21 protein-coding genes and 2 pseudogenes are annotated in these 24,806 nt (G+C 66.6%); 12 read left to right on the top strand and 11 right to left on the bottom strand.

Annotated features, from left to right (window positions below):
* Nucleotides 1-169: 169 nt before the first annotated feature.
* Complete coding sequence (locus ACWDEX_RS05485) at nt 170-592, top strand: secondary thiamine-phosphate synthase enzyme YjbQ (RefSeq protein WP_450461876.1); 423 nt, start codon at nt 170-172, stop codon at nt 590-592.
* Nucleotides 593-742: 150 nt separating this feature from the next.
* Nucleotides 743-2,200 carry a recombinase family protein gene (locus ACWDEX_RS05480; protein ID WP_450461875.1) on the top strand — a complete coding sequence of 486 codons (1,458 nt, stop codon included), beginning with the start codon at nt 743-745 and terminating at the stop codon, nt 2,198-2,200.
* A gap of 1,082 nt (nt 2,201-3,282) precedes the next feature.
* Here ACWDEX_RS05480 and ACWDEX_RS05475 read toward each other — a convergent pair.
* Nucleotides 3,283-4,866, bottom strand: a complete 1,584-nt coding sequence (locus ACWDEX_RS05475; protein ID WP_450461909.1) for an ISL3 family transposase — start codon at nt 4,864-4,866, stop codon at nt 3,283-3,285.
* Nucleotides 4,867-5,342: 476 nt separating this feature from the next.
* On the opposite strand from ACWDEX_RS05475, the gene ACWDEX_RS05470 reads away from it, so the two are divergent.
* Both ACWDEX_RS05470 and ACWDEX_RS05465 read left to right on the top strand, forming a co-directional pair.
* On the top strand, nt 5,343-5,894 hold the full coding sequence (locus ACWDEX_RS05470) for an ATP-binding protein (RefSeq protein WP_450461874.1): 552 nt from the start codon (nt 5,343-5,345) through the stop codon (nt 5,892-5,894).
* An 889-nt stretch (nt 5,895-6,783) separates the two neighbouring features.
* Entirely contained in the window at nt 6,784-8,010 is a 1,227-nt protein-coding gene (locus ACWDEX_RS05465; RefSeq protein WP_450461873.1) for a hypothetical protein, read from the top strand.
* Between the two features lie 112 nt (nt 8,011-8,122).
* Here ACWDEX_RS05465 and ACWDEX_RS05460 read toward each other — a convergent pair.
* Both ACWDEX_RS05460 and ACWDEX_RS05455 read right to left on the bottom strand, forming a co-directional pair.
* Nucleotides 8,123-8,265: pseudogene (locus tag ACWDEX_RS05460) on the bottom strand (IS630 family transposase); the annotation flags it as partial.
* Between the two features lie 109 nt (nt 8,266-8,374).
* Nucleotides 8,375-9,460 (bottom strand): hypothetical protein, encoded by a 1,086-nt coding sequence (locus ACWDEX_RS05455; RefSeq protein WP_450461872.1) that lies wholly within the window; start codon nt 9,458-9,460, stop codon nt 8,375-8,377.
* Between the two features lie 532 nt (nt 9,461-9,992).
* On the opposite strand from ACWDEX_RS05455, the gene ACWDEX_RS05450 reads away from it, so the two are divergent.
* Nucleotides 9,993-10,295 (top strand): hypothetical protein, encoded by a 303-nt coding sequence (locus tag ACWDEX_RS05450; RefSeq protein WP_450461871.1) that lies wholly within the window; start codon nt 9,993-9,995, stop codon nt 10,293-10,295.
* Here ACWDEX_RS05450 and ACWDEX_RS05445 read toward each other — a convergent pair.
* Genes ACWDEX_RS05445 through ACWDEX_RS05425 form a run of 5 tightly spaced genes read right to left on the bottom strand, consistent with a single transcriptional unit; the run spans nt 10,280 to nt 13,600 of the window.
* The gene (locus tag ACWDEX_RS05445; RefSeq protein WP_450461870.1) at nt 10,280-10,558 is read right to left on the bottom strand and encodes a hypothetical protein; all 279 of its coding nucleotides are present in this window, start codon (nt 10,556-10,558) and stop codon (nt 10,280-10,282) included. The two genes, ACWDEX_RS05450 and ACWDEX_RS05445, sit on opposite strands and share 16 nt — an antisense overlap.
* Before the next feature lie 51 nt (nt 10,559-10,609).
* A complete protein-coding gene (locus ACWDEX_RS05440; protein WP_450461869.1) occupies nt 10,610-11,443 on the bottom strand; it encodes an aminoglycoside phosphotransferase in 834 nt (277 codons plus the stop codon).
* Nucleotides 11,443-12,276: an aldo/keto reductase gene (locus tag ACWDEX_RS05435; protein WP_450461868.1), complete on the bottom strand. Its 834-nt coding sequence runs from the start codon at nt 12,274-12,276 to the stop codon at nt 11,443-11,445. The genes ACWDEX_RS05440 and ACWDEX_RS05435 overlap by 1 nt, the downstream gene beginning before the upstream one ends.
* On the bottom strand, nt 12,210-13,400 hold the full coding sequence (locus ACWDEX_RS05430; protein ID WP_450461867.1) for a JmjC domain-containing protein: 1,191 nt from the start codon (nt 13,398-13,400) through the stop codon (nt 12,210-12,212). Before ACWDEX_RS05430 ends, ACWDEX_RS05435 begins: the two co-directional genes overlap by 67 nt.
* 8 nt (nt 13,401-13,408) lie before the next feature.
* Nucleotides 13,409-13,600: a hypothetical protein gene (locus ACWDEX_RS05425; protein WP_450461866.1), complete on the bottom strand. Its 192-nt coding sequence runs from the start codon at nt 13,598-13,600 to the stop codon at nt 13,409-13,411.
* A gap of 368 nt (nt 13,601-13,968) precedes the next feature.
* Here ACWDEX_RS05425 and ACWDEX_RS05420 point away from each other — a divergent pair.
* Nucleotides 13,969-14,737: pseudogene (locus tag ACWDEX_RS05420) on the top strand (IS5 family transposase); the annotation flags it as partial.
* A gap of 72 nt (nt 14,738-14,809) precedes the next feature.
* Here ACWDEX_RS05420 and ACWDEX_RS05415 read toward each other — a convergent pair.
* The 3 genes from ACWDEX_RS05415 to ACWDEX_RS05405 all read right to left on the bottom strand — a co-directional run bounded on the left by ACWDEX_RS05415 (nt 14,810) and on the right by ACWDEX_RS05405 (nt 17,469).
* Nucleotides 14,810-15,604: an MBL fold metallo-hydrolase gene (locus tag ACWDEX_RS05415; RefSeq protein ID WP_450461865.1), complete on the bottom strand. Its 795-nt coding sequence runs from the start codon at nt 15,602-15,604 to the stop codon at nt 14,810-14,812.
* A 187-nt stretch (nt 15,605-15,791) separates the two neighbouring features.
* Nucleotides 15,792-16,623, bottom strand: a protein-coding gene (locus ACWDEX_RS05410; RefSeq protein ID WP_450461864.1) for an IS5 family transposase whose coding sequence is annotated in 2 segments (ribosomal slippage) — nt 15,792-16,272 and nt 16,271-16,623 — 834 coding nt in all. Because the reading frame shifts where the segments join, the coding sequence is not laid out codon by codon here.
* Between the two features lie 90 nt (nt 16,624-16,713).
* Nucleotides 16,714-17,469: an SDR family NAD(P)-dependent oxidoreductase gene (locus ACWDEX_RS05405; protein WP_450461863.1), complete on the bottom strand. Its 756-nt coding sequence runs from the start codon at nt 17,467-17,469 to the stop codon at nt 16,714-16,716.
* A 466-nt stretch (nt 17,470-17,935) separates the two neighbouring features.
* On the opposite strand from ACWDEX_RS05405, the gene ACWDEX_RS05400 reads away from it, so the two are divergent.
* Genes ACWDEX_RS05400 through ACWDEX_RS05375 form a run of 6 tightly spaced genes read left to right on the top strand, consistent with a single transcriptional unit; the run spans nt 17,936 to nt 24,800 of the window.
* The gene (locus tag ACWDEX_RS05400) at nt 17,936-19,300 is read left to right on the top strand and encodes a radical SAM protein (protein WP_450461862.1); all 1,365 of its coding nucleotides are present in this window, start codon (nt 17,936-17,938) and stop codon (nt 19,298-19,300) included.
* Nucleotides 19,301-19,305: 5 nt separating this feature from the next.
* Nucleotides 19,306-20,379 (top strand): hypothetical protein, encoded by a 1,074-nt coding sequence (locus ACWDEX_RS05395; protein WP_450461861.1) that lies wholly within the window; start codon nt 19,306-19,308, stop codon nt 20,377-20,379.
* Between the two features lie 3 nt (nt 20,380-20,382).
* Nucleotides 20,383-22,077: a carbamoyltransferase family protein gene (locus ACWDEX_RS05390; protein ID WP_450461859.1), complete on the top strand. Its 1,695-nt coding sequence runs from the start codon at nt 20,383-20,385 to the stop codon at nt 22,075-22,077.
* An 8-nt stretch (nt 22,078-22,085) separates the two neighbouring features.
* The gene (locus ACWDEX_RS05385) at nt 22,086-23,039 is read left to right on the top strand and encodes a phosphotransferase (protein ID WP_450461907.1); all 954 of its coding nucleotides are present in this window, start codon (nt 22,086-22,088) and stop codon (nt 23,037-23,039) included.
* Nucleotides 23,036-24,310, top strand: coding sequence for a DegT/DnrJ/EryC1/StrS family aminotransferase (locus ACWDEX_RS05380; protein ID WP_450461858.1), 1,275 nt, complete (start codon nt 23,036-23,038; stop codon nt 24,308-24,310). The genes ACWDEX_RS05385 and ACWDEX_RS05380 overlap by 4 nt, the downstream gene beginning before the upstream one ends.
* A 25-nt stretch (nt 24,311-24,335) precedes the next feature.
* Nucleotides 24,336-24,800 (top strand): NUDIX hydrolase, encoded by a 465-nt coding sequence (locus ACWDEX_RS05375; protein ID WP_450461857.1) that lies wholly within the window; start codon nt 24,336-24,338, stop codon nt 24,798-24,800.
* Nucleotides 24,801-24,806: the final 6 nt, after the last annotated feature.

The following is a 24,806-nucleotide window of genomic DNA, read 5'->3' as shown; positions in this document are numbered from 1 at the left end:
CCCGCCGTAGCCGTGCATCTTCCCGAGCGCCCAGGGACCCGGCCGGAACGGGCCGACCCCGGCCAGTGGAGCCAGGTCCGGTCGACGGTGTCTCGCGCATGGACGCTCCGTACCGCTGGACAGGCGATCCTTCGGGCGCGGACAGCGGCGGATGCGTGAGGATGGAGCCATGTCCGATGCCTTCAGCACCCGTGTCCTGAACGTCGTCTCCGGCTCGGTGGAGGCGGTCGTGGATCTCACCCGAGACTGCGAGGCTTTCCTCCGTGAGACGGCGGGCGGCCGGGACGGACTCCTCAACGTCTTCGTGCCGCACGCCACGGCCGGCGTGGCGATCATCGAGACGGGCGCCGGCAGCGACGACGACCTCCTCGCGACCCTCCACACACTGCTCCCGGCGGACGACCGCTGGCAGCACCGCCACGGCAGTCCCGGCCACGGCCGCGACCACGTCCTTCCGGCCCTCGTCCCTCCCCATGCGACCCTGCCGGTCATCCGTGGACGCCTGGAGTTGGGGACATGGCAGTCGGTGTGCCTGGTGGACACGAACATCTCTAAAGACAACCGTCAGGTTCGTCTGAGCTTCCTCGGCTGACCAAGATCACTCGCCGAGGCCGTGCCGCCAAATCTCCGTACCATGCGTGCGCGAACGGAGAGAAACTTGCGCGGTACGGACCCAAGTGTGATCGAACGCCCCTATGACGGATGCGGCAAATGTCTGCTCGGAGTGAGGCGGCTGTCGCGCGTGAAGCTGGCGACGTCGTCCCCCGAGCGTCAGCGGGAGAACGTGCTCACTGCCGCCGCCTCGGTCGGCGCGCACATTATCGGCTGGGCGGACGACTGGGAGGTCTCGGGCGCCACCGACCCTGTGACACGCCCGAAGCTCGGCCCCTGGCTCCGCGATGAGAGGGGACCTTACGACGGCTTGGTGGCGGCAGCGGTGGACCGGCTCGGCCGCAACGTCGTCGACTGCCTGAACACCGGATACAAGATGCGGGACGAGAAGAAGATGCTCGTCACGTACGGGCACGACGGCGCCTGGGATCTTGATGACCCCGCTGATGAGAACCGCTTCACCATGGAAGCGTGGGGCGCGCAGATGGAACTCCGCGCGATCCAGCGTCGGAACCGCGATGCGACGATCAAGACCCGTGCGGCCGGCCGTCCCAAGGGCAAGCCGTCCTACGGCTTCCAGTACGTGCGGAAGGTGATGGGAGGCAAGATCGACCATGTCGAACTGCACCCGCATGCCTCCGAAGTGATACGCGAGGTCGCCCGTCGCATTGTGGCCGATCCCGACAATGTCACCACCAGTAGTGAGGCTGCCCGTCTCAACCGTGCTGGAGAACTGTCGCCCGCAGACCATTTGGCCGTGATGTACGGCAAGTCGGCCGGGGCTCGGCCATGGTCCCCACAGAGCCTGAAGAACATCCTCCTGTCGGAGGCCACGCTCGGCTACCTGATGCACCGGAACAAGCCGGTTCTTGGGAGGGACGGCAACCCCATAAGGCTCTGCGAAGGACTGTGGGACCGAGCGACGCATGAGGCGCTGAAGAAAGCCGTACTCGACCGGAAGGTTCCTTGGACGCGCCACTCGAACCGTGACTACCTGCTGACGCATGTCTCCCTGTGCGGACAGTGCCACACGCGCTTGTACACCCAGACGTCGAAGGATGTGCCTCCGCGCTATACCTGTACAGCCCGGAACAAGGGTTGGCGGCACGCCCAGCACTGCCGTCCTGCACCGCTCATCAACGCCCACCTCCTCGACTCGTACGTCGAGGAATGGTTTCTCCGTGAACTGGGAGACGGGCTGATCTACGAGACGGTGTACGACCCGGGCAACGGTATCCCCGAGCGGATAGCGGAGACACGGGCCAGCCGCGAACGACTTCGAGCCGACCGTGAGGCCGGGCTCTACGACTCACCGGACGACGCCGCTTGGTTCCGGGATCGGTACGCCGCGTTGGGTCGTGAGCTGACTGCTCTCGAGGCTGAGCCCCAGCGAGCACCCGGCATGGTCCGGCGGCCGACGGGTGAGACCGTCGCCGACCGCTGGTTCGGTGCTCCCGATGTGCAGGCCCGCAAGGAGATTCTGATCGACTTCGGCGTCCGGGTAACCCTCTTCCCGGCCAGCGCACCGGTTCGCTGGGTACCTGGTTTCCTGCATGGCCCCGAGAAGAGTCCGACGGACACGCTATAGCGGAAGACTCACGTGGGTGATGCGCCGACGGGCGGATCGCCCACGTGAGCCCATTACCGCGCAACTCCGGCCTATGCAAGCCGAGTATCGCTGGAAAAGTTTCAATCCGGCGGAAAGCGGCAAGGCGAGTGAGGCGGCTGAATGGACGAGGCGAAACTGCGTGAGAGCGCAGTGGCAGAGTTGCGAGTCGATCGCACGGCTTCCGATGCGGTGTGGGCGATCACGTCGCGAGACCGGTTGGTCGACCAGGCGATCGCCGAGGCCCTTCCGACGGAGCGGCGTGACGGGTCGCCAGAATCCTGTGGGCTCGTACGGACTGTCCTGGCGGATGAGGCTGCGATACGAATAAAGGATGCTGGCTCCGTGCTTGGCGGCCGGGGGCTCTTGGAGGGGGCAGGGGAGCAATGTCCCTGTCGTGAGGGCGGAGGGGCGATGCGAAATGAAAAGTACGGGTGCCTCTGTGGCTGCCACTTCGGAATGATCTGCCGTGAATCGATCGTCCGCAAGTGTCATAGGGAAGCTCCTCAGGCGGCGTTCCTGTTCACCTTCCTATCTGCACCCGCCCTTGGCCCTGTCTACATGGAGTCGACTTCATGGGGGTTGTGCCTTTGGCTCCGCGAGATCACACGCGATGGCGGATGGAGGGACGGACCGCTGGATGCGAGGCTCCGGCTTCAACGGAACTTCACGCGGACTCGATCAGGAATTGAGGTGGCTCTCGCTCAACCGACGATCCGGCTTCTGCGAGGTTCTGGCACACATTCCGTGAGAGCGGTGGACGGGTCTCTTCTGGTCGGCAGACTGGAGCGATGCGGATAGAGAATGTCGCCGGGGTCCAGGCAGTCCGGCTCGCCGTGACGGTCGGTGCAGTCATCGTCGCTCCAGTCCTGTTGGTGGCTGGTACTCCGTTGCGCCGCCGCCTGTTGCGTCGCTACTACCGCGAGGACGGTCCGGGGCTCGTGAGTAAAAAGGACGGTTGGGTGAGCCCGGGGTATTTCGTCGTCACCAACGCGGTTGTTCGAGCCCTCTGCTGGCCGTCGGAGTATGCACTTCGACGGCTTCATCCTGCCTGAACAGGGCCGTCAGCGGGCGGCGGTGAGAAGTACCCGTTTGCGGAGGAGCGGGAGTTTGGCGCGACCGAACATTTGGCGTTTGACCATCTTGATGTGGTTGACCCGGCCTTCGACCGGGCCGGAGTTCCAGTGACTGGTCAGGCCCTGGACGACGGCGTCCCAGTCCTTCTCCAGGCCGGTGGCGAAAGAGCGGAGGCCGGGAAGCTCCTCGGCTTGCACGCTGACGACCCAGTCCTTCAGATGCTGGCCGGTGCGGGTGGAGAGGATCTCGGCGAAGCTGCGGACGAGACGGTGGGCTGCCGTGAGTTCGGGGCAGCGGGTGAAGACTTCGGTCAGCTGCCTACCTTCACTCTGCGAGAGTCGGTCGGGGTGACGCATGATCCACCCCGTGACTTGCCGGACCCCTGGCGGCGCGGTCCCGACGACGCGGATGCGGCGTCGGCGTCGTGGCCGCAGGTAGTCGCTGATGATCTGATAGCTGCCGCGGTAGCCGAGGGCCTGGAGCTCGGAGTGGAGCTCGATCGCGTTGGTGAATCCTTCCGCCCAGCGTTTGTCCAGGTGGGACTTGTAAGGGTCGAGCTGGCTGGGCCGTGGTTGCCGTCGGCTGCCAAGCAACTGCTCTGGGGTTGCCGCGCGGGCGCATCGTCGGACCGTGTTCCCGCCCATGTGTAATTCGCGGGCGATCTCCCGGATGCCGTGGCCTTGGTCGAGGAGCCCGTGGACGAGGGCGTGACGTTCACGGATACGGGCTTCGAACGGTGACATTTCCTGTGCTGGCGGCGGTTCCAGGTCCGGCAGGTCACCGGGACCGGAACTGGGTGACCGCAGGCATCCGATGTGCTGACGCACGACTTGTTCCACCGCGGTGCCGAGGTTCTGCCACAGGTGAAAGCGGTCAGCGACCTGAATTGCCTGCGGGGCCCCGATGCGGGCTCCTTCAGCGTAGGAGCCGGCACGATCTCGGCAGATCACTTCGATTCCAGGATGCTCACGCAGCCATGTAGCCAGGGTCCCGGCGTCCCGTCCTGGCAGCAGGCCGAGCGGCTTGCGGGTCTCGCAGTCGATGAGCACGGTCCCGTAATGCTGCCCGCGGCGGGTCGCGAAATCATCGACCCCGAGCACCTTGGGCACTTCCCAGTAGGGGTCAGGAATCGCCATCAGCAGCCGCAGCAGCGTCGTACGGCTGACCGTGCTGTGTAGCATCACGGCTAGCCGGGCTCCCGCCCGGCCGGCGAGCGCAACGGCCACGGCCTCCAGGACTCTGCGCGAAGCAGACGTCCGTCTCCCGTACCGGAAAGTCAGCCCCTCGACCTGCTCTGCGAATGTGCGACGCTCGCACCGGGCGTTATCGCAGTACAGCCGGCGCACGGTCAGCTCGATCACAACCGGCTGGTCGCCGACCGGAGTATCGGCCAGCCGACGCTCGTAGCAGCTGTGCACACGACCCGACGGAAGCTCACAGTCCGGGCATGAAGCACTGCCATCGAGGGTTCTCGCCACGATGTGCACCACACCGCACTCTGTGAACACCCGCTCCACCAGAACCGCGTCGAAGTGCGGAAACAGCACACCTATGAGGTCATTACACCGCACCACGGTCCCAGATGACGGTACGTCACCGTGGCAGAACCCGGGTGATCGTCGTCACGGAATTTGTGCCAGAACCTTCTGCGATCTGAGGCCTCGGCTGCGTCCTACCAGTTGGCCGTTTAGAGAATTGGCACATTCTGTTGAAACGGCCGGACGGGGAAGAGGGTGTAATGCTTCCCCTGCGCGAGGTGTGACAATCACTTTCTGTGTCCCGCCAGCTGGCCACCGTGCTGGACAGCAACGCCTTCGCCAGCGCATCCGTGGAGTGGTTGGCGCAGTCTCATTGGCATCGCGACGGTGATATCACCGGAGGAATAGCGAGTCGGGTGGTCTGTGGCTCATGGTGGTCATCCGACAGCGCCGGGCGTTACCGGATCTCCCGGTTGCCCTGCGGGGCTGCCCGGTGAGGTCGGCGAGCGATCGCTCACTTAGGAGATCGCGTTGACGCCCTAGCTCCTGCCCGTTGAGAGGTTCCAGCTATGTCGCGCCCGTTCGAAGGATCGCCCTACGCGTTCACCGTTCCGCCTCTGGTCGAGGCGGTGCCGGCAGCACGGGACCGCGTCGCGGACCGTGCTCGGCGGCTTGGGCTGGGTCTGGGCGAGGAATTGACCCACGACTTGAAGCTGCTTACCGGAGAACTGGTCGCGAACTCGGTCACGTACACGAAGGCTGCGTGCGTGGTGTGCGTACGGTGGACCGGAGAGCGGCTCCGTGTGGAAGTCACTGATATCGATCCCACACCGGCGGCTCTCTCTCAAGCTCTGCCCATGGACGACCACGGGCGCGGTCTCTTCCTCGTCGCTGCACTGGCAACAGATTGGGGATCGCAGCCCTGCGTGGCGGGGAAAACGATCTGGTTCGAACTCGAAGTACCGTCCTCAGTAGAGGTGATCACGACGATGGAGACACCGCGTCGTGAAGTGCTAGTTGAGCAGACGATGGCCAGATGCACGGGCAACGCCCCTTCGGCGCTGGCCAAGCCCCGTCCAATAGGCGGTGCACGAGCAGGAGCGGAGTACCAAGCTGCCTGAAGGCGCGTCGATGCCGGAAACTCGGAGGGGCGGGCTGTCGGCGCCAGGGTTCCGGAGCTGTTCTACTGCCGATTCTTCCCAACTTTCGGCGGGAAGGTCAGCGCGGGCGCGTCCGCGAGCCGTCCTCCGTGGTCGTCGCGGACGACGACGAAGCGACGGTCCAGCATAAGTTTCTGCGCTCACAGACCGGTGGGCGGGCGAGCGTCGACGGGCAGTGCGCCCTGGGTGGGGGCGTGACGCGATGCTCGGTGTTCGCCATGATCGAGCTTGATCTGGAGAACATTCCCTACGTCGTTGAGCACGGCGGCATCAACCGATGGTGGACGGCGAGTAGCCCGTCTGCGCACCGACCTCCGGCCGTTCCAGGCCCGCCCGCAACCGGCACAGCTTCATCTGTCGCCCGAACACCCGCGAGATCCCCGTCCCCGGCTATGGGGAAGGTCCTGGCGCCGCCTCCGTACCCGGCGATCCCGCCTCAGCCGTCTCCTTCAGCTCCCGCACCGACTCGCTCATCGCCCGCTCACCTCCGCCACCCACCGGCCGGTCCGCCCAACTCCCTCACCCCACCGAGGGACACGGCTCGCTCCGCCTGCAAACGCCACCAGGACGCGCACAACGCGCCGGTGTCGGCCGATCACCCGGCGCTAACGCTAGGAAACAGCGGACCGTCCGACCGGCGAAACCGCGAAGCTCCCCGCAAGGTGTGTACTCGTTCGCCTCGCGCCCGGGCCGCACCCACGTGACCACCCGCTCCCCCTGCTTCGCCCCCGCCCCCGCGGCGCGCCCCATAGGGGGCGCCGGGGCGGCCCTGCCGCCGGCCCCGGGAATGGCCGTAACCCGTCTCTCCGGCATCTACTGACGTTCGGATTCCATCCATACCCTTCCCGTCATGAGCATTTCACGCAGATCGCTGTTGACGGGATTGGCCGCCGCGCCCTTGGCTTCGGTCACCGCAACCGTTGCCCTGTCCACCCCTGCGACGGCGCAGCAAGCGAGCGACTACCGGTTCAGCCGACGACTGCACACAACCCGGGGCCCCGGCCGCACCCTGTACAGGGAAGCGATCGCCGGCTTGGCGCGGATCCTTCCGAAGGTGTCGGAGGAGCGCGTGCTCGCGGACGCCAACCGAACCGGAGGACTGGTCGATCCGGCCGAGGGGCGGGCCAACATCGCCGAGCGATACGCCTACGGTTTCAACTGGGATGTCGACCATGACCAGTCGGCGGCGGGATGGCGCCCGCAGGGGGTCACCACCGCGTACGACAACGTCGGGATGGGTTCCACTCTGTACGTCTCCTGGTACGACCTCGGCGGTGCGCAGGACCAAGGGCTGCGGGTCAGCTTCGTCGACTGGAGCCCCGGCGGAACACCGCGATACCGCCACGTTCTGCTCGTCGAGCCGTACAGGACTGCCAACGGCCTCTACACATACGGCCCTGTCCGCATCCACGCGGGCGGCATCGCCGCGTACAACGGCTGTCTGTACGTCGCGGACACGTACAACGGCCTGCGCGTCTTCGACCTCGGCACCATCCTGGTGGCCAGGGACGACCGGCCGCAGTGGGTCGGACTCCACGGGAACGGGGACGCCGGGGACTACTACTCCTACGGGTACAAGTACGTCCTCCCCCAGGTGGGCGCGCTCGACAACGCCGGCCTCAGGCTGCGCTTCTCCGCGGTGTCGGTCGACCGGACGGCCTCTCCCCACAGTCTCCTGGTCTGCGAATACGACCAGGACGGAACCATCACCTACAACAGTGACTTCCGGGGACGACCCAACCGCAGCAGGAAACCCAAGCTGGTCCGCTGGCCGCTGTCGCCGGGCTGGACGGACGAGACGGGCAGCATGGTGGCCAACGAGGTGCATGAGGTCGGCCGGCGCCAGATGCAGGGGGCAGCCGGCGTCAACGGGACCTACTACCTCTCCGTCAGCGCCGGCCGGACCAGGCGTGGACAACTGATGTCCTGGAAGCCCGGTGGCGGATCGCCCGTACGGCAGAGCCTCCTGTCCACCGGCCCGGAGGATCTCAGCTATCACGGGTCCGAGAAGGTGATGTGGACGGTCGGCGAGTACCACGACTTCCGCTACGCCTACGCGGTGGATCCGACCGCCTGATCCAACCGAACCGGTCGTGCGGCCACGCCCCGGAACATGGCGGAGCCCGGGAGTCGTATCCAGCTCCCCGGCCCCTGGGGATGCCACCCGATCGCGCCCGCCGACGGCGTTCAAGAGCGGCGATCAAAATGCGGCGGCGGGACCGGCCGCGGACCCGGATGACGGGGATGCGCCCCGGCGGGCCCAGGTCCGGGAGGTAGACGGCGACATCGAGAAGCCTGGCTCGTACTCGAGGACGAGCCAGGCCCTGAGCGCCGTCGAGGTGTCTGCACCTGCGGCCGGGTCTCCTTCACTCAGCCGCAGATCGTCTCCGCGTCCTCGTGGCCCGGTGCGGAGACAGGGGCCCCGGGCTGAATGCGCGAAACTACCCTGTAGTCCGTGAACGGTTGTCCTGCACGTGTCGCCGCCACACCCCTACGGAGTCCTCCCAACGGATCGTGACCGTCCGGCCCGATGGGTCTGGGGCAGCGAGGGCTTCGAGGTCAACCAGAGTCAGCCCGAGTAACGCTTCATCGCTGAGACGGCCGGACCGCAGCTCAAATCGAGTGCCGGACTGCGAATCCTCCAGCACATAGATGACCGGTCCGCCAGAGGGCGGCGCCGCAGCCCGGTCCTCCCGGAGCAGCAGCCGACGGGTCAAAGTACGGGCCGTCTCGTAGGCGTGCTCCGCTGCCTTGGAGGCGAGTGCCTGGACGAACGGCACGACCGCCGTGGTGATGATCGCTGTCACTACGACTGTCTGTGTCGTACCACTCCGCTGCACCGGCGGGGGGTCCTCAATGGATCTCAGATGTTCCGGGACCGGTTTGCCCTGTCGCCGAAGGATTTCGCGCAACTGGTACTGGGCACTGGGTTCTCCCCTGGCCGCGGCCCGATGGTAGACGGCCTCCGCCTCTTCGAACTTGCCCAGCTTCTCGAGTGCTCTTCCCTGCATCAGGGCTGAGACCTCATCACCCAGTTCGGCCGCCCTCGCCCACCATTCCGCCTCAGCCTCATGGTCACCCGACCGGCTTGCGGAGATGGCGAGGTACCGAGCGGATTGGGCGTCGCCGACCGCGACGAGGTCACGCAACAGCGAGTTCTCCAGGTCCTCCTCCTCGGGCATCCAGCGTGCAGGAAACACGACAACATTGGAGAATCGGTTCCAGGACGCACCGATGTTCCGGAACCACCAGTCGATCTCGGGCCTGGTGTCGGAGCTGCAGTATTTCCTTCCGGCGTCGAGCCAGGCCAGGACCATGCGAGCATCTTGCTGCCCGGCGTCGGCCGCAACCCTGAGCCAGTGCTGAGCCTCTTGTGCACAAGAGTCCATACGCAACAGTGCTCTGCCCAGTCGCCAGCTCGCGAACGCGTCACCCCGTTCGGCAGCGGCGCGTAAGAGCGCCTCTTCCTCCGGGCTCGTCCTGCTTTCCGGCTCGTCCGCAACGCCCCAACGCCATGTGTCTGTCATGTTTCAGACCGTATCCCCGGCCGTGGTGCACGCTGAAGGGATTGCAGAGCCGATACACCACCGCAAGTCACGCACGATTCCCGAAGGGTGGTACAGGAGGCCGTGACCAGGCATCTCCCATGTACAGATGTGGTGTTGAGGGCCGATCGGCCCTGACGGCGCGCACACGGCGGAAACAGCACGGGAAGTGTCCGGAGTCCGTCACGGCAGCTGCGGCGCGATCAAAGGCGTCGGACTGTGCCAGGTCGCCGTGCACTTGGCCGCAGTGACCGAGTCGGTGCGGGTAGTGATCGACCGCGCCCCGCCGGTGTCCCGGAGGAGATCATGTTCGCGACGAAGCTGCAGCAGACCGCCGCCATGGTCAAAAACGCGCTCGAGCTGGGCGTCCGGGCACGCTGGCTCACCGGCGACGATGTGTACTGCGGCCGTGAACTCCGCCAGGCCATATGCGGGTTCGGGCCCGGTTACGCGGTCGGCGCGTCCCCCATGCACGGGCACGGACGGAGTCGGCCGCAGCGGGAAGGCCCGCCAGATGATCAACAAGGTGCTGCCGCATCAGTGGATGCGCATCCAGACCGGTCACGGAACGAAGGGCACCCGCGAGTACGACTGGGCCTGGCTCGATGTCCGTTCGGACGACACCCCCAACGGACACAAGGATTACGACACCAGCGTCCTGGTCGCTCGTTGGCACCGGTACCCCGGCGAGACCTCCTTGTTCCGCTGCTGGTCGCCCGAAGATGTCACCCTCGCCCAGCCGGTCGGAGGTGATCTGCCGACGTTGGCGGATCGCGGAGACCTTCCAACTCGGCAAGACCTTCACCGGCCTGGATGAAGGACCTGCTGGTACTCCCGGACGCGCTGGTCGCTGTTCTCCCTTGCCACATCCGCCGTCCTCGCCCTGACCGCCGCCGTCACGACCACGGCCGACCCGCCGGACCGGTCCGTCTCATCCCGCTGAACTTTCCCGAACTCGTCCGACTCCTCCGGGCGTTCGTCCTCACACCACCAGTGCGGGACGCGGAACACGTCCTGCACTGGATGGCCTGGCGCCGCCACCATCAAGCCGTCGCACAAGCCTGCCACCAGCGCCGACACGCTCTCCAGGACCAGCCATGACCAGAACTACAGCTGCCGTGACTGTCGGGGCTATCGCAGTTCACACAAGAGCGACTCGGCGATTGTGGCCATGAAGTCGGTCAACGGGGCCTTCACGCCTGTTCGTCGGTAGGCGCGCTCGACGTTGGCGCACAGCAGCAGCCGTGACAGTTTGCCGCTGCGCGTGGACAGGATGTCCGAGAACAGGGACTGCACGCGCTCTGCGAGAGCCGGCACGGTCAGGGACGCGGACCACAGGCAGGCGGCATCCCATCCCACCGGACCCATTCCCCAGTTCTCCCAGTCGATGAGCGACAGGCGGGGGCCGCAGAGGTTGGCGTACCCAAGGTCGCCGTGGGCACAGGCCCAGTCGGTGATCGTAGTGTCGAGGCCCTCGCCGTAGACCTCGTGGATTCGTCGCGACAGGTGGGTTTGGCCCATGGACACTCGGTCAGTGGAGTGTTCTGCGAGGTTGGTGAGAGCGGTGCGCAGGTCGGTCCACCACTGCTCGGGCAGCCCGGGATCCGCGGTGATGTCGCCCGTGACTGAGAGGGCTCCATCCTCCACGAGCGTCATCTCGTCTGCGCGCCACACCACGCCGCGTGTCTCGTCGGTCCAGAGGGCCGCTCCAGACCACTCAGGACGTGGCACTCCTTCGATGGCGGACGCAGCCTCGAAGCCCGTCCACGCCTGAGCATCGATCTCACTCGTACGGCGCCAGGCCAGCCGGACCCAGGTCCCTTCGTCAGTTCGGAATCCTGCAGTTCCGTTGAACTGGCTGAAGTGGCCGTCCTGCCGCTTGAGTTGTCGACCGAGCCGCCGCTCGACGCCGTCGAGGACATCGTCGAGCTGAACAGTGGAGAGGTCATCCAAGTTGGCTTGCACTATCGGTCCTTCCTGGACGGGGCTCCTGCGCTCACAGTAGCCCTCTCACGTAGCAACTCCCGATAGGCAGTCACTGCCTCGCGGTTGACCTCAAGTCGGGAGCCGTCGACCACCTCAGTGAGGTGGCTGACGTGGGAGGTGCCGACGGCGAGGCGGGTCACCCCGGGGACAGCGAACGCTGCGGCGACACCTGCCTGGAGTGTGCTGCCGTGCTGGCCCGAGGCGAGGAACGTGGAGGTGTCGACGGTCTGCCATATCGGGTCAGCGGCGTTCCCGGCGAAGGGGGCCATGCCCCACAGTTCTGTGATCTGCGTACGGTCCACGAGTTCGTCCACCGCATCGAGGATCCCGGCGGAGACCGTGAGGCCAGCGCGGACCATGGTCACGTCCGGGCGCGGGATCTCCCAGTCGGCCTCAAGAAGTCTTCGGGGATCCCAGGTGGAGAGACCCCAGTTCTTGCAGAATCCCGCCTCCCGCATATCCCGGAGCACGACGCACGCGTTGGCAAGGCCGGCGACCGAGGACTCGGGGTTGTGCAGGAGCACCGTGTCCGGAGTGCGGCCGAGATCCTCCGCCGACTGCTCGACCGCTGCGCGAAGCCGCGCTGGGCTGAGGCTGTGGCCGTCGGGAAAGTAGCCGACCTTGGTGGAGATGGTGAAGGAGGAGAGCAGGTCGTCGGCGACCTCCGCGAGGACACGGTGGGAGTCGAACTGGTGGTAGTTGAACGCGGTGTCGAGGTCCCTGACACCTTGCGCCAGCGCACCCTCTAGAAGGTGTCGGGTGTGACCAGTCCGGTATAGGCCGAGAGCGATTCGGCGGTCAGCGGTGCGCACAGGCCCTCCTGGATCAGGTGCTCGGCGAGCGTGGTGAGGTCTTGGTCGTCGTCGGTGAGGCGCACCGGGTGCCCGGACAGGAGGCTGCGGAGTCCGGGTTCGGCGCGGCCGTGGAAGGTGAGGCGCTTGCCGCCGCCGACCACGTGGACCGTGTCGGCGCAGGGCGTGATGACCGGTTCGAACTCGGTGACAGCGGCGACGTATTCGAGCGGGCCGAACACCGGGATGTGGGGCATGTGCCGAGCGGGCGGCGTGTTCGCGCGCAGTTCCGCGAGGTACCGCCTGGGGTCGTACTCGCGGGCGAGGTCGGAAAGCTTCGCTGCGAGCACGTCTCCGTCGACTGCGTCGTTGCTGGGCTCCAGGTCCGTACGGAAGACCTCGTCGGCGCGCGCGGCGTCGGACAGGAAGTTGGCCCAGGTCACGCCGGTGCGCTTGGTCAGGCCGAAGGTCACGTGGAGGGAGTGACCGTCGTCGCCGGAGCCGATCCTCGTTGCGGTGTGCCAGAAGCCGCGGGGTATGTGCATGACGTCGCCGGCCTGCATGGTGCCCTTCCAGAGCACCTCCTCCGACGGAGTGAGGTTGCGTTCGGCGTCGCGGTACATGGGTGCTGGGCGGGAGGGGCCTCGAACCTCCCAGGACTTTTCGCCGGAGAGCTGGACCGCGATCACGTCGTGGTCGTCCCAGTGCAGGTTGAAGCCATCTGTGTCGCCAACGGCCAGGTAGGCGTTGGCGGAGGCCAGCTCGCCGGACCACCAGCCCAGAGCGCGGCAGGCGACTTCCAGCGTCGGGTCGAAGGAGTCGACGTGGTCCAGGACCACGGTGCCGCCGCCGTTGAGGATTCGGCCGAGGGCCGCCATGTCGGCCTGGCTGACGACCTGCCTGCGCCTGTTGACGTTGGTGGACAGGAAGAGCGAGGGGTGTACCTCGTCTCCCTCGGCGTAGCAGCGGAGCTGGGGGTTGGCGAGGTGGCGGTGCCGGATGGTTTCCAGCAGCCGGTTCGGGGTCATCAGCCGGGTGATGAGGTCCGGATCGGCGAGGTGCCCGCGAGTGAACGCGGTGCCCACGGGCGCCGGCCCGCCCCAGCCAAGTGCCTTCTCGATACCTGTGACGAGCCGGTGCTCCATGGTGTCTCCTACTCCCTGGGAAGGTTCAGGTCCCGGTTGTCACCGTCATCGCCCGCGCTGTTCTGCGAGCTGGTGATGTCGGACCGCTCCGCCTCGCTACGGTCGTGGGCCACGGCGAGCTGCTCGACGGCGACCAGCAGGCCGACGCTGGTCCCGCCGCCCTCCTTCTTGGCCTTCGTACTCTTCGCGGTCTTGGTCACTCGGCACTCCTCTCATCGGGACCTCTCGGCAAGCGAGTGGCCTGGGGATCCTGCGGCTGCGGAGGTGCAGTCGCTGAGTGGTTGTGCAAACTGGCGGTAGACGCAAGAAACCGCCTCGCGTCCAAGGCGCATCGAGTGGTACTCAGGGGGCGGTGCTCATGGGCGGCGCAGTGTGCCTCTGTCGTGCGCTACGGGCCGGCGGGTGGCGTTGGAACGACGTGCTTCGGGACGAGTCGATTGCCTGTGGGCTGCCGCCTTCCCGACCAACCCTGCTTCCAGTGGGCGAACTTTGCACATCACGGTCGTGATATCTCTCCCGTGATCTGGGAGGAACGCCATCAGCCCTGCCAGCAGTGCCTCAAGGCTCGGTGCTGTGGCGGCTGCGTACGGGTGCGCCATGGCGGGACTTGCCGGAACGGTACGGGCCGTGGCAGACGGTCTACGAGCGCTTTGCCCGCTGGGAGGCGGACGGGACTTGGGCGAAGCTGCTGGAGCATGTCCAGGTCCGCGACGACGCGGTCGGTGGGGTCGAGTGGACCGTTTCGGTCGACTCCACGATCAACCGCGCCCATCAGCACGCCGCCGGCGCCCGTAAAAAGGGGCGTCCGGCGGGGACGAACTGGCGGATTCGGAACGCTCGGCGGCGCGGCAGGCCCTCGGCCGGTCCCGGGGCGGACTGACGACCAAGGTCCACCTGGCCGTCGACGGCCGCGGCCTCCCACTCGCCCTGGTCCTCACGCCGGGCAACGTCAACGACGCCCCGTGTTCGAGGCGGTCATGGACGCGGTCCGCATCCCGCGCGTGGGGAAGGGACGGCCCCGCACCCGGCCGGTCCTGGGTGACAAGGCGTACTCGTCCCGCGCCATCCGCGCGTGGTGCAGGCGCCACGGCGTCGCTGCCACCATCCCGGAACGGCGGGACCAGTAGGCCAACTGGCTCCACCGGGGCTCCCGCGGGGGCCGCCCGCCCGCTTTCGACGCTGAGGCGTACAAGCACCGCAACGTCGTGGAACGCTGCTTCAACCGACTCAAACAGTTCCGCGCCGTCGCCACCCGCTTCGACAAGATCGCCACCCGGTACCGAGCCGGACTCGAACTCGCCTCACTCATCTTCTGGCTTCGAGAAACTCCATCGTGATCACTGCCAGTACGCCAACACCAGCCCAGACGGTGTCCGCTACCCGGGGGCAACGGTGCCCGCGCTCTGGTATCAGACCGCGACGAACTTCCGTGTGCCGTCCTGCGCGACCACATGGCCGAATCGCATTCCTGGGAAGTGCGCGGCGACGATGAGTTCGTCGGTGTTCGCTGCGGCATCTGCGATCCGGTTGCGCACGACGGAAGCAGCGACGGGGTCTACATCCCAGATGACGGTCCAGTCACGCTCCTCGAATTGGATGGTGGAGTGGGCCACGTCACCGATAAGAAGCGCCCGCTGACCGTTCGACGTGACACTGATGATGCTGGAACCAGGCGTGTGTCCGGGCACATGCTGCACCTCGACCCCGGGCGACAGCGAGAAATCGCTTGCGAAAGTTTCCATGCGATTGTGCGCTGGCGCGAACTTTTCCACGGCCGTATTAATGCGGTGCGGCCCTTCGGCGAAGTGTCCCCAGTCATCCTGGTGCAGGTGGTAGCGCGCGTTGGCGAAAGGCACCGAGCCGTTTACGGAAGCCCAGCCTATGTGGTCGAAGTGCAGGTGGGTGAACACCACGTCGGTGACGTCGCCAGGCTCTACGCCCAGATTTCGCAGGCTGGCCAGAAGACCGCCTCCTGTGTAAGCCCCGTCGTTCTGCGGGCCGACTCCCGCATCTACGAGGATGGTTTTGTTCTCGCCGCGGATGAGGAACCCGCCGACGGGAAACTCCCAGCGGCCGTTCTCGCCGAAATGGTGACGATGACAGCTCAGAGCGTCCGGAACGCCAGGCCGCGACAGGATCTCTCCGGCCGCCTCCACCCCAGTGCCGTCGTGAATAGCGTCAATGTTGAAGCTCCCGATTTCCACCGAGCCAGGGTACTGCGATCACGCACTTGGCTGCCGGGCTGGTTGCATCTCGCGCGGATCGCTCCAACGCTCGACAGCACAGCTCGACTCGCCACGCTCTGCCAAGCCGGACCAGACCCACCTCTCTGGCTACGTCACCAGCGATCTTATGGTTGTCAGACACGGCTTAGGGAGTGTCGTCAAAGGGCTACGCCCACATGAGAAGTGAGGCGAGGGTGACGGCTGCCTGGTAGCACTCGGCGGTCTTGTCGTAGCGAGTTGCGATGCCTCGCCATTGCTTCAGCCTGTTGAAGCAGCGTTCGACGACGTTACGGCGTTTGTAGATCTGCTTGTCGAATGCGGGCGGGCGCCCGCCGGAGCGGCCGCGTCGGAGGCGGTTGGCGATCTGGTCCGCTCGTTCGGGAATCGTGTGGGCGATGTTGTGCTGCCGAAGCCAGGCGCGGATCGCCTTCGAACTGTAGCCTTTGTCGCCGATGACATGAGCGGGTCGGGTCCGGGGCCGTCCCGGACCCGACCGGGGCACCCGGATGGCGCCCATCACAGCGGTGAACCGCGTGCAGTCGTTGACGTTGCCGCCGGTCAGGACCAGGCCGAGCGGGCGGCCGAGTCCGTCGACCGCCAGGTGGAGCTTGCTGGTCAGCCCGCCGCGCGAGCGGCCGAGAGCCTGGTCGCGGAGCCCCCTTTCGGGCTCCGGCGGCATGCTGGTGGGCTCGGACAATGGTGGAGTCGACCGAGGCGACCCAGTCGATGTCGCCGGCTGCGTCCGCCTTCGCCTGCGCGGCTTGCAGCATCCGCTCGAAGGTGCCGTCCTTGGCCCACCGGCGGAAGCGGGTGTGCAGGGTGGCCCAGGACCCGTACCGCTCGGGTACGTCCCGCCAGGCAACCCCGGTGCGGAACTTCCACACGATGCCGTTCAGGACCATACGGTCGTCCAACCGGGGACGGCCTGTCGCAGCCGTGGGCAGCAAAGGCCGCAGCAGGTCCCACTCGGCATCGGACAACTCCTGGCGACGTGTCACCCAGCCATGATCCACTGCCCAAGATCACGGGTCGATGCCGTGACGGCCTGAGCGCCAAGGTCTACCTGGCCTGCGTCGGACCGTGCGGGCTCAGACTGCGAAACCACCGTCCACCGCCAGCTCCGCGCCTGTGACGTATCGGGCGCTCTCGCCGGCCAGGTATGAGACGGCGTCCGCGACCTCCGCCGCCGTGCCGTAGCGGCCGAGCGCAGTGAAGCCGCGCTGGAAGTCGGCGGAATCGCCGTCGCCCGGGTTCATGTCGGTGTCGATCGGGCCCGGGTGGACCAGATTGACGGTGATCCCGTGCGGGCCGAGCTCCCGGGCCATGCCCTTGGTGAAGCCGATCAGAGCGGCCTTGCTGGTCGCGTAGAGCGCGCTTCCGGGGAAGGCCACGCGCTGGGCGATGCAGCTGCCGATGCTCACGATCCGTCCACCCTCGACCAGGTACTGCAGCGCCGCCTGGGTGTAGAGGTAGGGCGCGCGAACGTTCACCGCCAGCACCCGGTCGATCTGGTCGCATGTCACCGCCTCGATTGGTCCGACGGCGCCGACACCCGCATTGTTCACCAGGATGTCCAGCCGCGTGAACCGCTCGGCGACCGCCGCCACCGCGCCGCACACCGCTTCCGGGTCTGCGCTGTCCGCGCGGACGGCCCAGCCGCTCCGCCCCATCGCGGTGATCTTGGCGACCACCTCCTCGGCCAACTCGGCCGAGCCCTGGTAGGTCAGCGCCACGTCTGCGCCGTCCTCGGCCAGCCGCAGCGCGACCGCCGCCCCGATCCCCCGGCTGCCGCCGGTAACCAGCGCCACCTTGCCGTCGAGCGCCGTCGCACCGTTCATCGTCATCTCCGTAAAACTCCTTGTTCCGGTCTTGGACACGCTCAATCCAAGGCCGGAACGCCCTGCGGGTCCGGCGGTATTCAGACGTCACGTTCAATCTTCAACGACGACTCCGTGCACCCCGGAAGTACGAACCGACCCCGGCTGCCCGGTGCAGTTCGGTCCGCCCGCCGGATCGGCAGCAACGTGGACCAAGGGGCAGCTCGGCCGGCCGACCGCCGCCGTCCAGCACCGCGCGCGCCGAGCTAGTCAACGCCGGTCAGCTCGACCTCCGCGGGCAGGTCCCGGCCGGACGGCGCGAGTTTGAAGACGGGCCCTAGAGGGGGCGGCAGGGCACACCGCTACGCCTCCAACCGTGACCTGCTGGCAACGGCGTGGGGTGAGCGCGCGGATCACCGACGGGCTGGCGCCGTCCCCGCGAGCCGTATTTCCCCGGTTATATGCGCGTTCGTCAGCCGACCGCTAGCTTGTCGTGGCTCACCAGCCAGCTCTGACACCGAGGCGACCATCCGCCAGCAAGCAGCCAACAACGCTCAGGGGTTTACGCATGGCCAGCGCTCTGAAGTCAAATCCTCTCGCCCCGTACGTTCGCCACGATCTACCTGGCCGTTTCAACGAGCTCGACGTGCTCCGGCGGCATTGGGCGCGTTTCGCGGCAGTGTCGCAGGGCGCGATCGTGCCGCCGTACGAAGTCCTGATTCACCCCTCCAGCGGGTGCAACCTGCGATGTGCTTGGTGCATTGGAGACCATGTCCCTCTCGAGCTATGGGATGAACAGCGCGAGCAACTGGTCATGCTCGACGCGGCCAAGGACGCTGTTGATCGACTCCCGGACCATCTGACGGCGCCGGCGAACATGCTCAAGCTCATAGGCGACATCGTCGACTACGAGGTGGAGGCACCTTACCGGCAGAGCGGCGAGGACTGCTCGGGCGTCTTCAAGGTGGAGGCCGTGTCGTTCTCCGGGTTGATCGGCGAACCACTCGTCGCCCGCAAGGCCCTGATGCCGGCATTCGGACTCCTGGCCGAGCGCGGTATCCGCTACGGGATCTTCACCAACGCCGTGCTGATGGACGACGCGTGCATCGAGGCTTTGCTTCCAGCCGGGTATGTGCACATCAGTATCGATGCGGGAACACCGGAGACCTACGCCCAGCTGAAGTACGGAGGCCGTTCAGCCGGCAAGGCCATGTTCGAGCGAGCCCTCGCAAACCTCGCGCGGCTTGTCCAGCGGCGAGCCGAAACCGGATCGGACGTGGAGATCAACACCTCCTTCGTCATGTATCCGGAGAACTTCCACGAGGTCCATACGGCCGCCGAGCTCATCCGGGCGGCAGGCGCAGACAGCTTGCGCTTGAAGCAGGACAACTCCGGGCAGCGCCCCCTGAGCCACGACCAGGCACGTCACGCGGCTCGGTTGATCGGGCGGATCCGCGCGGAGTTGGAGACCGACAGCTTCCGGCTGTTTGAGATTCACAGGGTCGGCCAGACAGGCGAGATGGCCCGGTCGTGTTCGACCTGCTCGATCACCGACCTGATGGCCGCCGTGGGCTCAGACGGCTGTCTGTACCCGTGCAACTACCACCCACGCCCCGGTGGATTCAGCTACGGCAGCGCGCTGGACCAGTCGTTCGCCACGGTTTGGGAGGGCGAGCTGCGTCGACAGTTGCGGGGCAGGCTTCCCGTGATCTGTCCGAAGGTATGTGACCCGTTCAAGAACCGGTCCAACCGACTCCTGGCAGAGGCCAAGAGCGTCGTGGCGGACAGCGGGATCGATCGGCTGGAGGAACACGTGGCCGACCTCGTTGAGGGCGGCGCCTACGCGGTCGAGGGGTGACCTTCGTGCAGGGCATCTTGTCGAGCGACGAACTCGACTCCTGGGCGGACCATGGCGCCACAGGCTGGCGACAGGAACACCTCGGTGTTCCGGAGGCTGTGGTTCAGATCAATGCACCATCGCCGATCGTCGACTACGTCCGGTGGTACACGGAGAGCTACTTCGGAAGCCTTCAGTCACCGGCCCAGGCACGGCTCTTCGTCCATGATCTGCCTCCGAACCTGTGGCGCTCGGTCCATCGCGCGCGGCTCGCTCCGCCGCTGCGGCGGGTCGTTCTCCCTTCTGCTTCGGAAACGATCTGCCTGGTGGATGACCGGCGCCGAGCAGTCCATCTCGTGCCGCCGGCCGGTTCGGACCAGTGCGTGCTGGTGGTACGGATCCTGCGCGCGCTCGTCCTGCGGGAACTGCTGGCCGTGCGCTGCTCGTTCTTCCACGCGGCTTGCTTCGCGCTGCGGGGAACAGGCGTGGCGTTGATCGGAGTTCGTGCGGCCGGCAAGACGACGACTCTTCTGCATGCCCTGGACCACCCAGAGGCGGCACTGGTCAGCAACGACAAGATCGCCCTGGTGCCCGGCACGGACTCCGACCCCGTCGTGGCACTTGGCTTCCCCATACAGGCCGGGATCCGCGCGGGCAGCGTGCTCGCCCTGACAGAAGGCCCGCTGCGGGCGTTCCTAAAGGGCAGATGGTCGCAGCGGTTTGGTGACCTCGATGCCCAGAGCGACCAGGAAACCCGTCTCCAGGTCCGGCCGCAGGAACTGGCCGCAGCCGTCGGCAGCAGAGTGATGCCTCGCTGCCGTCTTGGCCTGGCCATCGAACCGCGCCTTGATCCGGGAGTGGCCACACCGAGCCTGCAGAGGCTCAACGATGTCGAGTGCCGCGCGCTCTGGGCACGACACCTGCTGCCCGACCCTGCCGCGGTCTTCCCCGAACAGGCCGTCGTTGCCGACCCGGCGAACCGGACCGCGCTTCGCATTCCGCGAGTTCCCGCCTACCGCCTGGTCCAACCGCCCGCTATGGGCCCGCTGACCGTCCAACTGATCGAAGACCTCATGAGCCGCACACCGGCGGGAGAGTGAGAGATGCGCATCCTCGGTATCGCCAGTGACATGCACATTTCCTCCGCCGCGCTGATCGAGGACGGCCAGATCGTGGCCGCGGCGCCCGAAGAGCGTTTCAGTCGGAGCAAGCACACTCGGGCGTTCCCCGCCCGCGCCATCGACTACTGTCTGTCCACCGTTCCCGGTGGTCTGAGCGGCGTCGACCGGGTCGCGGTCAGCGCGAACCCGGCGATCGATCTGAGCGTGCCCGACGGCCGCTACTCCGGACGTGCCCGTTGGTACCCAGAGGGCCTCTACTCGATTCCGAACAATCTCGCCACCCTGGTGGATGGGCCATACCAGGGGCACACCACCCAGGTGCTCCAGACCGCGGACAAGCCCCTACAGATCGACTACGTCTACCACCACGAAGCCCACGCAGCGAACGCCTTCTTCCTTTCCCCCTTCGAGTCGGCCGCGATCCTGACAGTCGACGGGCGGGGTGAGGACTGCACTGCGCTGAGTGCGGCCGGAGACAGGACCACCTTCACCACGGTCGACACCATCCCCTACCCCCACTCGGTGGGGCTGCTGTACGGCGCTGTCACCCAGTACCTGGGTTTCCGGATCGACCGAGACGAGTGGAAGGTCATGGGACTGGCTGCCTACGGGGATCCCGACTCAGCCGCCTACAAGGCCCTTCGTGATCTCGTCGACTTCAAGGACGGCACCGTCCGCATCGACCTCAACTACTTCGGCTACTACCTTCGCCCCTCGCGTGGCGCGGTCAGTGACGCGTTCATCGACCGCTTCGGTCCAGCACGGCAGCCTGGCGAAGCCATCACGAGTCGGCACCATGACGTGGCGGCGGCTGTGCAGCATGTGCTCGAGGACGCACTGCGGTACCTGCTCATGAACCTGCACCGGCAGACCGGGATGAGGAGAGCTGTCCTGGGCGGAGGGAGCTTCATGAACTCCGTCTTCAACGGGAAGATCACGTCGTCGACTCCCTTCGACCAGGTCTTCATCTCAAGCTGCCCGGACGACAGCGGTACGTCGATCGGAGCCGCGCTCTACACGCACTGCGTCCTGCTGGGCGCGGAACGTGGTCCTGCGATGACCCACAACTATTACGGTCCCTCCTTTGGCCAGGCATCGATCGACGAGGTGCTGTCGCGCACCAAGCTGCGGGCGCCGGCCGTGGAGGATCCGGCCGCCGCTGCCGCCCACGCGCTGGCCGAGGGCAAGATCGTCGGCTGGTTCCAGGGCTGCATGGAGTTCGGCCAACGTGCCCTGGGTAACCGATCGATCCTCGCTGACCCTCGAAGCGCGCACATGCGGGACCAGGTGAACGACGCGGTGAAGTTCCGCGAACCGTGGCGGCCTTTCGCGCCGGCCGTGCTCGCCGAGGACTTCGCCGTCTACTTCGGATCGGAACCCCCGGTGCCGTTCATGGAGCGAACGCTCCCTGTACGGCCCGAAGCACAGAAACTCATTCCGGCTGCCGTCCACGTCGACGGCACCGCACGGCCGCAGACCGTGAGTGCGGACACCAACCCGCTCTTCCATCAGCTGATCAGTGGATTCCGCGATCTCACGGGCGTCGGTGCGGTCCTCAACACCTCGTTCAACCTCGCCGAGGAACCGATCGTGTGCACGCCTCAAGACGCCATCCGCACCTACTACTCCTCGGGCCTTGACCTGCTCGTCCTGGGCAACCGAGTGCTCGCCAAGTGACCACGATCATGGATGGGGAGGAGCTGACCGCGTGCTTGCGCAAATACGGGCTGCAGGCACGCCGAGCGGCACGGCCCCTGCCAGGCGGGCACGTTGGAAGCACCGTCGTGGTTCCGACCAGCCAAGGGCCACTGGCCGTCAAACGGTTCGGCGGACGATTCGACGCCGCGCGCACTCGGCTCGCCGCGGAGGCCCATCAGTTCGCGGCGATCGCCGGGCTGGCCCCACCGGTACGGTTGACGCTGAGCGGCCAGTTGACCACAGAGATCAACGATGCCACCTACATGATCACCGAGTACATCGATCCAGCGTGTCCGCCCGAACTCACCGACTTCGCTGCCGCGCTCGCCACACTGCACGTCCGACTCGAAGGCTTCCGTCCCGGCGGTCGTTGCACGGACTTCCTTGAGCTGTCCGGCCCTCCCGCCCTGGGCCTGGAGCGGGTTCTGCGGCGGACGCAGGACAAAGCCTGCCGCGAGGTCATTGAGTGGCGCCTGCGGATCCTTGCGGATTACGGGCTCGGATCACAGACAGTGGCGACCACCCACCGCAGCTGGATCCACGGCGACGCACGCCCGGACAATCTGCTCACCACCACGTGTACCGCGGGTCGGCACCTGTTCATCGACTTCGACCAGGTCTCACGCTTCCCGCGACCGTACGAAGTCGTTCGGGGCTACGTCGCCTCCGTCGGCCCTGAGCTGCCCGCCCACCTGTTGGACTCGACATTCCGGTCCTACCTGAGTGCCTATCACGCCATCATGCCGATTTCCGCGGCGGACCGCGCACTCATGGTCGACCTGTACGTCACCGTGCAGGCGGCCGAGACCCGGACGTTCACCACACCTGAGGGCGAGATCCGCGGCATGCATGCCTTCGCCAGAGCCCGACACCAGCAGTTGACCTGGATCATCGAGCATCGCGACCTTCTGCGCAGGGTCGCGGAGGAGGTACGTCCATGACCGCTCTCGCGCTCCTCGGCGGACCACCCCTGCGCACACGCCCCTTCCAGACGTGGCCGCAGTTCGACCAAGCGGAGTTCGGCGCACTTGCCGATGTCCTCAACAGCCGCCGCTGGGGCGGCATCCACAGCGGATCACAAGGAGAATCCTTCGAAACCGAGCTCGCGGCGTACCTCCAGGTGCCCCATGCGGCCGTGGTCTCGAACGGCACCGCCGGTTTGATGATCGCCCTGAGGGCCCTGGGTATCCGACCGGGTGACGAGGTCGTCGTCCCCGCCATGACATACGTGGCAACGGCCACAGCGGTCTCCCTGCTCGGTGGCGTACCGGTCTTCGCCGACATCGATCCCGTCACCCACACGATCACCAGCTCGGCGGTGAAGGCCGCGATCAGCGAGAAGACGAAAGCGGTCATCGCCGTTCACCTGGGCGGACACCCGGCCGACATGGACAGCCTGGGCGCTGTCGCCGACACGCATGGTATTCCGATCATCGAGGACTGTGCCCAGTCTCTCGGCGCGGCCTGGAACAGCCGCCAGACCGGATCCCTGGGCACGATCGGGGTGTTCAGCTTCGCCAGCACCAAGAACATCACCGCCGGTGAAGGCGGCGCAGTCGTCACCCACGATGATGAACTCGCCGCACGCATCGCCTCCCTACGCGATCACGGCCGACCTCCCGGCGGCACCGGCGACCACCCCCAACTCGGCTGGAACCTGCGCCTCAGTGAGTTCCAATCCGCCATCCTGCGTGTCCAGCTGGCACGCCTGAAGGATCACCTGGCCGCGAAGGGCAAAGGTGCGGCCTACCTCGCTTCGGAGCTGTCCAGCGTGCCCGGCCTGAGCCCCGTGCCCCCACCCAGTGATCTCGACCCGCGGGTGACCGCGCACGGCCGGTTCTCCTTCGCCTTCACCTTCGACAGCGAGGCATTCGGCAGCGACGGTACCGGCGGCGCCTCGGTCAGTGTCTTCCGCTCCGCGCTGCGGGCAGAGGGCATACCTGTCTCTCTCCGCGACCTCGTCGCCTGCCCCGATGAACCGATCTACGCCGATGTCACCAGCCGTGACTACTCCAGCTCACGGACAGCCTCGGCAGCGCAGGCTCGGGCGGCCTGCGCCAGGCTGGTACTGCTCGGGCAGGCAGCCGGATCAGGGCTGCTGTTCGAGGAACCGGCGGAACTCGCCGATGTCGTACGCGCGGTGGAAAAGATCCACGAGAATCGTCGCCATCTGCGCCGCGAGCAGCACCAGCTCGGCCGGAACCACGTCTGATCCCACCACCAGTCAAGGAGCCACGATGCCCCGAGCCCCTTTTCAAGTCCTTGTCGTTCCTTTCCGCCGAGTCGGCGACCAGGTCGAATTCGCTGTGCTGCGACGCGAGGACATGAACGTCTGGCAGGCCGTGGCCGGTGGCGGCGAGGCCGGCGAGACTCCGCAGCAGGCCGCCGCACGCGAGGCCCGTGAAGAACTCGGCCTCGACCAGTCGGTACCGCTGTACCCCCTGCAGACCAGGGCCAGTATTCCGGCGCGGTTCTTCGCTGATCGCGACAGCTGGCCTGCCGGGACCTACGTCGTACCGGAGCACTCGTTCGCCACCGACCTGACCGACGTGGAGATCGAGATCTCCCACGAGCACACCGACGTCCAGTGGCTGGACTACAAGGCGGCTCTCGAGGCACTGCGGTTCGACAGCAATCGCACGGCTCTCGGCGAACTTCACGAGCGTCTACTGGCCGACGACCTGCCTCTGCCGGTCGAGTGATCGCCG

The sequence above is a fragment of the Streptomyces sp. NPDC001020 genome, assembly GCF_053599115.1.
Note: the sequence above shows the minus strand (reverse complement) of the source record. Positions and strands in the feature narration are given on the sequence as shown.

Bases quoted from the DNA above. Each gene is read 5' to 3' on its own strand.
- ACWDEX_RS05405 (WP_450461863.1), bottom strand. From the start codon at position 17,469: ATGACGATGAACGGTGCGACGGCGCTCGACGGCAAGGTGGCGCTGGTT.
- ACWDEX_RS05465 (WP_450461873.1), top strand. From the start codon at position 6,784: ATGAGCATTTCACGCAGATCGCTGTTGACGGGATTGGCCGCCGCGCCC.
- ACWDEX_RS05470 (WP_450461874.1), top strand. From the start codon at position 5,343: ATGTCGCGCCCGTTCGAAGGATCGCCCTACGCGTTCACCGTTCCGCCT.
- ACWDEX_RS05450 (WP_450461871.1), top strand. From the start codon at position 9,993: ATGATCAACAAGGTGCTGCCGCATCAGTGGATGCGCATCCAGACCGGT.
- ACWDEX_RS05385 (WP_450461907.1), top strand. From the start codon at position 22,086: ATGGATGGGGAGGAGCTGACCGCGTGCTTGCGCAAATACGGGCTGCAG.
- ACWDEX_RS05375 (WP_450461857.1), top strand. From the start codon at position 24,336: ATGCCCCGAGCCCCTTTTCAAGTCCTTGTCGTTCCTTTCCGCCGAGTC.
- ACWDEX_RS05390 (WP_450461859.1), top strand. From the start codon at position 20,383: ATGCGCATCCTCGGTATCGCCAGTGACATGCACATTTCCTCCGCCGCG.
- ACWDEX_RS05455 (WP_450461872.1), bottom strand. From the start codon at position 9,460: ATGACAGACACATGGCGTTGGGGCGTTGCGGACGAGCCGGAAAGCAGG.
- ACWDEX_RS05485 (WP_450461876.1), top strand. From the start codon at position 170: ATGTCCGATGCCTTCAGCACCCGTGTCCTGAACGTCGTCTCCGGCTCG.
- ACWDEX_RS05380 (WP_450461858.1), top strand. From the start codon at position 23,036: ATGACCGCTCTCGCGCTCCTCGGCGGACCACCCCTGCGCACACGCCCC.
- ACWDEX_RS05430 (WP_450461867.1), bottom strand. From the start codon at position 13,400: ATGGAGCACCGGCTCGTCACAGGTATCGAGAAGGCACTTGGCTGGGGC.